This window comes from Thermus igniterrae ATCC 700962 (assembly GCF_000376265.1).
Classification (GTDB): Bacteria; Deinococcota; Deinococci; order Deinococcales; family Thermaceae; genus Thermus; species Thermus igniterrae.
Genome location: NZ_AQWU01000018.1, coordinates 1 through 5,978, shown reverse-complemented (window position 1 = coordinate 5,978; position 5,978 = coordinate 1). Strand labels below are relative to the sequence as shown.

Annotated in this window: 8 protein-coding genes and 1 pseudogene; 5 read left to right on the top strand and 4 right to left on the bottom strand. The window is 69.5% G+C overall.

All coding sequences use genetic code 11. The features are described from left to right. A pseudogene (locus B128_RS12035) lies at nucleotides 1–247 on the top strand (hypothetical protein); the annotation flags it as partial. An 86-nt stretch (nucleotides 248–333) separates the two neighbouring features. Here the strand turns inward: B128_RS12035 and B128_RS0100355 are convergent. After that, entirely contained in the window at nucleotides 334–1,542 is a 1,209-nt protein-coding gene (locus tag B128_RS0100355; protein ID WP_018110323.1) for an MFS transporter, read from the bottom strand. A gap of 10 nt (nucleotides 1,543–1,552) precedes the next feature. Beyond that, nucleotides 1,553–2,386 carry a universal stress protein gene (locus tag B128_RS0100350; protein ID WP_018110322.1) on the bottom strand — a complete coding sequence of 278 codons (834 nt, stop codon included), beginning with the start codon at nucleotides 2,384–2,386 and terminating at the stop codon, nucleotides 1,553–1,555. 35 nt (nucleotides 2,387–2,421) lie between these two features. On the opposite strand from B128_RS0100350, the gene folP reads away from it, so the two are divergent. The 3 genes from folP to B128_RS0100335 all read left to right on the top strand — a co-directional run bounded on the left by folP (nucleotide 2,422) and on the right by B128_RS0100335 (nucleotide 4,324). Further along, complete coding sequence (gene folP, locus B128_RS0100345; protein WP_018110321.1) at nucleotides 2,422–3,240, top strand: dihydropteroate synthase; 819 nt, start codon at nucleotides 2,422–2,424, stop codon at nucleotides 3,238–3,240. 3 nt (nucleotides 3,241–3,243) lie between these two features. After that, nucleotides 3,244–3,600 (top strand): dihydroneopterin aldolase, encoded by a 357-nt coding sequence (gene folB, locus B128_RS0100340; protein WP_018110320.1) that lies wholly within the window; start codon nucleotides 3,244–3,246, stop codon nucleotides 3,598–3,600. Between the two features lie 175 nt (nucleotides 3,601–3,775). Next, on the top strand, nucleotides 3,776–4,324 hold the full coding sequence (locus tag B128_RS0100335) for a LabA-like NYN domain-containing protein (RefSeq protein WP_018110319.1): 549 nt from the start codon (nucleotides 3,776–3,778) through the stop codon (nucleotides 4,322–4,324). On the opposite strand, the gene ndk is transcribed toward B128_RS0100335, so the two are convergent. Both ndk and B128_RS0100325 read right to left on the bottom strand, forming a co-directional pair. Further along, on the bottom strand, nucleotides 4,321–4,734 hold the full coding sequence (gene ndk, locus B128_RS0100330) for a nucleoside-diphosphate kinase (protein WP_018110318.1): 414 nt from the start codon (nucleotides 4,732–4,734) through the stop codon (nucleotides 4,321–4,323). The genes B128_RS0100335 and ndk overlap by 4 nt on opposite strands. A 23-nt stretch (nucleotides 4,735–4,757) precedes the next feature. Next, a complete protein-coding gene (locus B128_RS0100325) occupies nucleotides 4,758–5,687 on the bottom strand; it encodes a PP2C family protein-serine/threonine phosphatase (RefSeq protein WP_018110317.1) in 930 nt (309 codons plus the stop codon). 53 nt (nucleotides 5,688–5,740) lie between these two features. On the opposite strand from B128_RS0100325, the gene B128_RS12925 reads away from it, so the two are divergent. Continuing rightward, nucleotides 5,741–5,978 (top strand): hypothetical protein (locus B128_RS12925; protein ID WP_018110316.1); only part of this gene is annotated, 238 nt, incomplete at its 3' end.

Sequence of the window (5,978 nt, the reverse complement as noted above, 5' to 3'; positions counted from 1 at the left end):
CGGGGGCGAGGCCAGGGAGGAGGCGCGGGTGCGGGCGCGGGAGGGGTGGGACCCCGAGGTGTACCGGTTTCGCGGGGTGGTGGAGGGGGTGTTTGGGGGGATGAAGACGCGGCTGGGTGGGGGGNACCTTTGGGAGCGGAAGCCTTGGACGGCCATGGCGCGGGCGCTTTTGGAGCTCATCGCCTACGGCCTTAGGGTTCTTCTCTCCCTTCTCCCGCCCCCTCCGGGGTACAAGGCAATTTACTAGGCAAGCCCATGCGCTCAGCAAGGAATTTTTTCGGGGGAAGCGGGGGCGCGCCCGCCCCCTCCGGGATGCAACTTTTTGCGCCAGGCCTAGCGGGCCCGGCGGATGGGGGCCACCAGGAAGGCCCCCAGGAGGAAAAACCCCCCGGCCAGGAGGAAGAGGACCAGGTAGCCCAGGCCCTCCTCCCGGGCGTTCAGGAGGTCCAGGGGCCGGCCGAAGGCCCCGGCCAGCACCTGGGGCACCACGATGGAGGTCTGCCACAGGCCCATGTCCGTGGCGTGGGCCCGGGGGTCCCGCAGGACGTCCGAGACCAAGGCCCAGTCCACCGCCAGGTAGACCCCGTAGAAGAGGCCGAAGAAGAGGGCCAGGCCCAGGAGGAGGTCGTACCGGGGCAGGAGGAGCAAAAAGGGCATCAAGACCCCAAGCCCCGCCCCAGAGAGGTAGATAAGGGGCTTCCGCCCCACCCGGTCCGAGGCCCTCCCCGCGGGCACGCTGGCTAAGGCCGCCCCCAAGGAGATGAGGAGGCCCAAAAGGGCCACCGCCTGGAAGGGCTCCTCGGTGAGCGTGCGGCCCAGGACCCCGAAGAAGCGCACCACGTCGGCCAGGTAGTACTGCAGGTAGGTCTGGGCCAGGTAGAAGCCCAGCATCACCAGAAAGCGGGTCAGGTAGACCAGCAGAAAGTCCCGGTCGCGCCAGGGAGCGGCCATGGCCTGGAGGAAGGTCTCTTCCCTCCGGCTTGGCAAGGCATCGGGCACCAACCGGAGGCTTAAGCCCGCCCCCAGGAGGTTGAGGAGGGCCGCCAGGTAGCCCTGGGGCTGGAGGGGGAGGAGGAAGCCCACCACCCCGCCCAGCACCTGGCCCAGGACCTGCAGGGCCCCCATGTACCCCGAGGCCGTGCCCCGCTCCCCCCTGGGCACCAGGTCGGGGATGAGGGCGGAGTAGGGGCCGGTGGCCAGGTCGTCCGCCACCTGCAGGAGGAGGTAGGCCAGGAGGAGGAGGCCGTAGCTTTGGGCGTGCACCAGGAGGAGAAGGGCCAAGGCGGTGAGGAGGCTTCCCAGGAGGAGGAAGGGCCGCCTGCGGCCCAGGCGGTCGGAAAGGTACCCCATGACCGGGGGCCCCAGGATGGCCATCACCGCCCCCAGGCCGAAGAGGAAGCCCAACCGGGTGGCCTTTTCCTCGGGCGGGGAAAGCTCGGCCACCTTGGCGGGGAGGATCACCAGGAGGACCAGAAACCACTTGAGGCTGGTGGCAAACCAGTAGGCGGAGAGGGAGAGGAACCACCCCGGCCCGTGGCGCATGGGCCTCACCTTACCAGACCGCGGCCTCGGGGACCACCAGAAGGGGCAGGGGGCTCCGCTGGAAGAGTACTTCCACCATCCTCCCCAGGCGGTGGCGCCAGGTGCTCTTGGCCTTGGAGCCCAGGACCAGGAGGTCCGCCTCCCGGGCCTGGGCCAGATGGAGAAGGTCCACCTCCTCCGCCCCCCAGGCCACCTCCACCACCCCCGTGGCCCGCAGGAGGGCCTCGAGGTGGCCCCGGGCCCTCTCCAGCACCTCCGCGGCGGAAAGCCGCCGGGGGTCCAGGTAGGTGGGGAAGCAACACCCCCCTTCCCCGCTCACCAGGTGGAGGCCCAGGACCTCGGCCCCCAGGGCCTTGCCCCAGGCCTCGGCCACCCGGAAGGCGGCCAGGCTGGCGGGGCTTTCGTCCAGGCCCACGGCCATGCGCCGCACCCGGACCAAGGGCCTTGGCAGGAGGAGGACCGGGACCTCCCCCCGGTGGAAGAGGTAGCGGGCCATTCCCCCCCGGGCCCAGGCCTCCAGGGCCCCCTCCTCCTTCCGGCCCAGGAGGACCACCTTGCTGCGCAGGGCCTCCCCGGCCACCACCTGGGCGGGAAACCCCCGCACGACCCTATAGGGAAGCCCCATGGCCCCCAGGGCCTCCCCCACCCTGGCCTCCGTCCGGGCCAAGGCCTCCTGCCAGACGGGGGAAAGCTCGGGAAAGCGCCGGGCCAGGGCCTCGGCGTAGGGGGTGGGGACCACGTGAAGAAGCTCTGCCTCCAGGCCTAATCCCTCGGCCAGGGCCTTGGCGCTGGCCACCACGCCCTCCAGGGTCTCCCCCAGGTCCACGGCCGCCAACAGGCGCATGGTCTTTACCTCCCGGCCCCACTATAATCCTTGGCGTGCTCTGGCTAAGGGACCGCACCCTGGACCTCTCCCGGCCCCGGCTCATGGGCGTCCTCAACCTCACCCCCGACTCCTTCTCCGATGGCGGCCTCTACCTGGAGCCAGAAAAGGCCCTGGAGCGGGCCAAGGCCCTGGTGGCCGAGGGGGCCGACATCCTGGACCTGGGGGCGGAGTCCACGCGGCCCGGGGCGGAGCCGGTACCCCTCGAGGAGGAAAAAAGACGGCTTCTGCCGGTGCTGGAGGCGGTGCTCACCCTTGGGGTGCCGGTATCCGTGGACACCCGCAAGCCCGAGGTGGCGGAGGAGGCCTTAAGGCTTGGGGCCCACCTCATCAACGACGTCACCGGCCTGCGGGACGAGCGCATGCTGGCCCTCTGTGCCCGCTTCGGCGTGGCGGCCGTGGTCATGCACATGCCCGTGCCCGACCCCAGGACCATGATGGCCCACGCCCACTACAAGGACGTGGTGGCCGAGGTGAGGGACTTCCTCAAGGCCCAGGCGGAAAGGGCCCTGAAGGCGGGGGTCCCCCAGGTGGTCCTGGACCCGGGGTTTGGCTTCGGCAAGCTCCTGGAGCACAACCTGGCCCTGCTACGGGGCCTGGAGGCCCTCGTGGACCTGGGCCACCCCGTCCTGGTGGGGCTTTCCCGCAAGCGCACCATTGGGGAGCTGACCGGGGTGGAAAACCCCAGGGAGCGGGTGGCGGGCACCCTGGCGGCCCACCTTTACGCCGTCTGGAAGGGGGCAAGGCTCCTCCGGGTCCACGACGTGCGGGCCCACCGGGAAGCCCTCGCCGTCTGGAACGCCCTCTGGGGGTGAGGCATGGGGGAGATCGCCCTTTTGGGTCTGGAGTTCTACGGGCGCCACGGGGTGATGCCCGAGGAGGGGCGGCTTGGGGCGCGGTTCGTGGTGGACCTCTGGCTAGAGGTGCCCTTTGAGGGCAAGGGGGACCGCCTGGAGGAGACGGTGGACTACGCCCTGGTCTACGCCCTGGTGGAGGAGGTGGTGCGCCACCGCCGCTTCTACCTCATTGAGGCCCTGGCCGACCACCTGGCCGAGGCCCTCCTGGAGGCCTTCCCTAGGCTTACGGGGGTACGGGTGCGGGTCCACAAGCCCCACGCCCCCATCCCCGGGGTCTTCCGGGACGTCTACGCGGAAACGCAAAAAGTGCGCTCCTAGAGGGCACTTTCTTTCCTCATCTTGCGCTCATGGGAGGGTCATGGTAGGATGGCGGCGCCCGAAAGGGCTAAGCCGAAGCTGGTATGCCTCCCCCACCGCTCATGGAGCGGTGGGCTATAAACTTTCTCACGCCCCGGGGCTAAACTGAGGGTGCCCGGAAAGGGGCGGGCCGATTATGGAAAGGGTGGCCATATTTATTGACGGCTCCAACCTCTACAAGGGGTTGGTGCAGCACCTGGGCTCGGACTATCGGCTGAACTTCGTGGAGTTCATCACCCTCCTCACCGCCGGGAGGCGGCTTCTGCGCGCCTACTACTACAACGCCCCCCTTCCCCCGGAAGACCCCGCGGCCAAGGCCCACCAGAGCTTCCTCAACTACCTGAAGCGGGTGCCCTACGTGGCGGTGCGCCTGGGGCGGCTGGAGCGCCGGGCGGACGGCTTCGTGGAAAAGGGGGTGGACATCCAGATCGCCATCGACATCCTGCGGCTGGCCTACGCCAACGCCTACGACGTGGCGGTGCTGGTGTCGGGGGACGGGGACTTCGCCGAGGTGGTGCGGGTGGTGCAGGACATGGGCAAGCAGGTGGAGAACACCACCTTCCACGCCCTCTCCTCCCACCGCCTGGCCCAGCAGGCGGACCGCTTCTACCCCCTGGACGACTTTCCCTGGGAGAGGCTTCGGGCGCCCAGCCTCCCCCAGGCCCCGGAGGGCGGGGAGGGCTAGAGGAGCTCCTCGGGGCGGAAGAAGAGGGCGATCTCCCTTTGGGCGTCCTCCGGGGTGGCGGAGCCGTGGATCACGTTTTCGTCAATGGTGGTGGCGAAGTCCCCGCGGATGGTGCCCGGGAGGGCGTCCTTGGGGTGGGTGGCCCCCATCATCTTGCGCACCTCGGCGATGGCGTTGGGGCCTTCCAGGACCATGGCCACCACCGGCCCCGAGGTGATGAAGCCCACCAGGCCGGGAAAAAAGGGCTTTTCCCGGTGTTCGGCGTAGTGCTTTTCCGCCAGTTCCTGGGAGAGTCTGAGGGCCTTTAGCCCCACGATGCGGAAGCCCTTGCGCTCAAACCGGGCGAGGATCTCCCCCACCAGGCCGCGCCGGAAGCCGTCGGGTTTGACCATGACGAAGGTGCGCTCCATACCCCTAGGAGTCTAGCAGGTCCTCAGGGGCCTTTGAAGTAGCCCAGGAGGATGTAGCCCACCACCAGGATCCAAAGGGCGATGAGGAGCACGTCCCGCCAGCCGATGCGGGGGCGCTTGGGCGGTTCCATCACCTGGGTGGGGAGCGCGTCGGGCTCCTCCCCCAGCTTCAGCCGCACCGGGGCGCCTCGGGCGGCCTCCAGGGGCAGGGCGTAGGGGCGGTTACCGGCGGGAAGCTCCTCCGGCACCCGCACCACGATGGCGCTCACGTTGTCGGGGCCGCCCCACTCGTTGGCCAGGGCCACCAGGCGTCCCGCGGCCTCCTCGGGGGTGAAGTTCTTGAGGACCTCCTTCAGGGTGCGGTCGTCCAGCACCCCGGAAAGCCCGTCCGTGCACAGGAGGAAGACGTCCCCGGGCTCCACCTTGAGGCCCAGGAGGTCCACCCGGGCCTGGGGGAAGGAGCCCAGGGCGTTGGTGATCACGTTGCGCCAGCGGTGGGTCCGGGCCTCCTCGGGGGTGAGGAGGCCCTGGCGCACCCGTTCCGCCACCCAGGAGTGGTCCTCGGTGAGGAGGGAAAGCTCCCCCTGGCGGAGGAGGTAGGCCCTCGAGTCCCCCACGTGGGCGATGAGGGCGTAGGGGAGGTCCAGGAGGAGGCAGGTGGCCGTAGTGCCCATCCCCCGGTTCTCGGGGCGTTGGGCCTCCTGGTGGATGCGCTCGTTGGCCCGCTCAAAGGCTTGGAGAAGGGCCTTGGGGGAGGGTTCTGCTCCCCGGAGGTTTTCCAGGACGGTCTCCACCGCCAGCCTGGCCGCCACCTCCCCCGTGCGGTGCCCCCCCATCCCGTCCGCCACCACGAACACGCCGCCCCAAGGGGTGAGGGCGTGGCCCACGGCGTCCTCGTTCTTGGGGCGCTTGCGGCCGGGGTGGGTTTCCAGGGCGAAGGAGAGCTCCGGCACGGGGGGATTTTACCGCATATCCTGGGCTTGCCTTGCAAAGGTCAGGAGGACGGGTGTATATCTCTCTCCTGATGGGCAAGCGAGGCTTCCTTCGCAGGGAGGCAAGCCCCAAGGAGGTCTTGGAACACTGCCTGCGCCTGGCCCGGGAGGTGGCCCCTCCCACCCCCAAAGGCAAGCGGGGCCGCCCCTGGCGCTACAGCCACGCCCTTTACCTGGCCCTCCTTCTCTTCCGCGCCTTCTTCCACCTCACCTACCGCGAGACGGAGGCCTCACTCCAGGACCTGATGGAAG

What these genes read in the sequence shown, in the direction of transcription:
- B128_RS0100355 (WP_018110323.1), bottom strand. Translation starts at nt 1,542, where the DNA reads ATGCGCCACGGGCCGGGGTGGTTCCTCTCCCTCTCCGCCTACTGGTTT.
- B128_RS0100350 (WP_018110322.1), bottom strand. Translation starts at nt 2,386, where the DNA reads ATGCGCCTGTTGGCGGCCGTGGACCTGGGGGAGACCCTGGAGGGCGTG.
- folB (WP_018110320.1), top strand. Translation starts at nt 3,244, where the DNA reads ATGGGGGAGATCGCCCTTTTGGGTCTGGAGTTCTACGGGCGCCACGGG.
- B128_RS0100335 (WP_018110319.1), top strand. Translation starts at nt 3,776, where the DNA reads ATGGAAAGGGTGGCCATATTTATTGACGGCTCCAACCTCTACAAGGGG.
- ndk (WP_018110318.1), bottom strand. Translation starts at nt 4,734, where the DNA reads ATGGAGCGCACCTTCGTCATGGTCAAACCCGACGGCTTCCGGCGCGGC.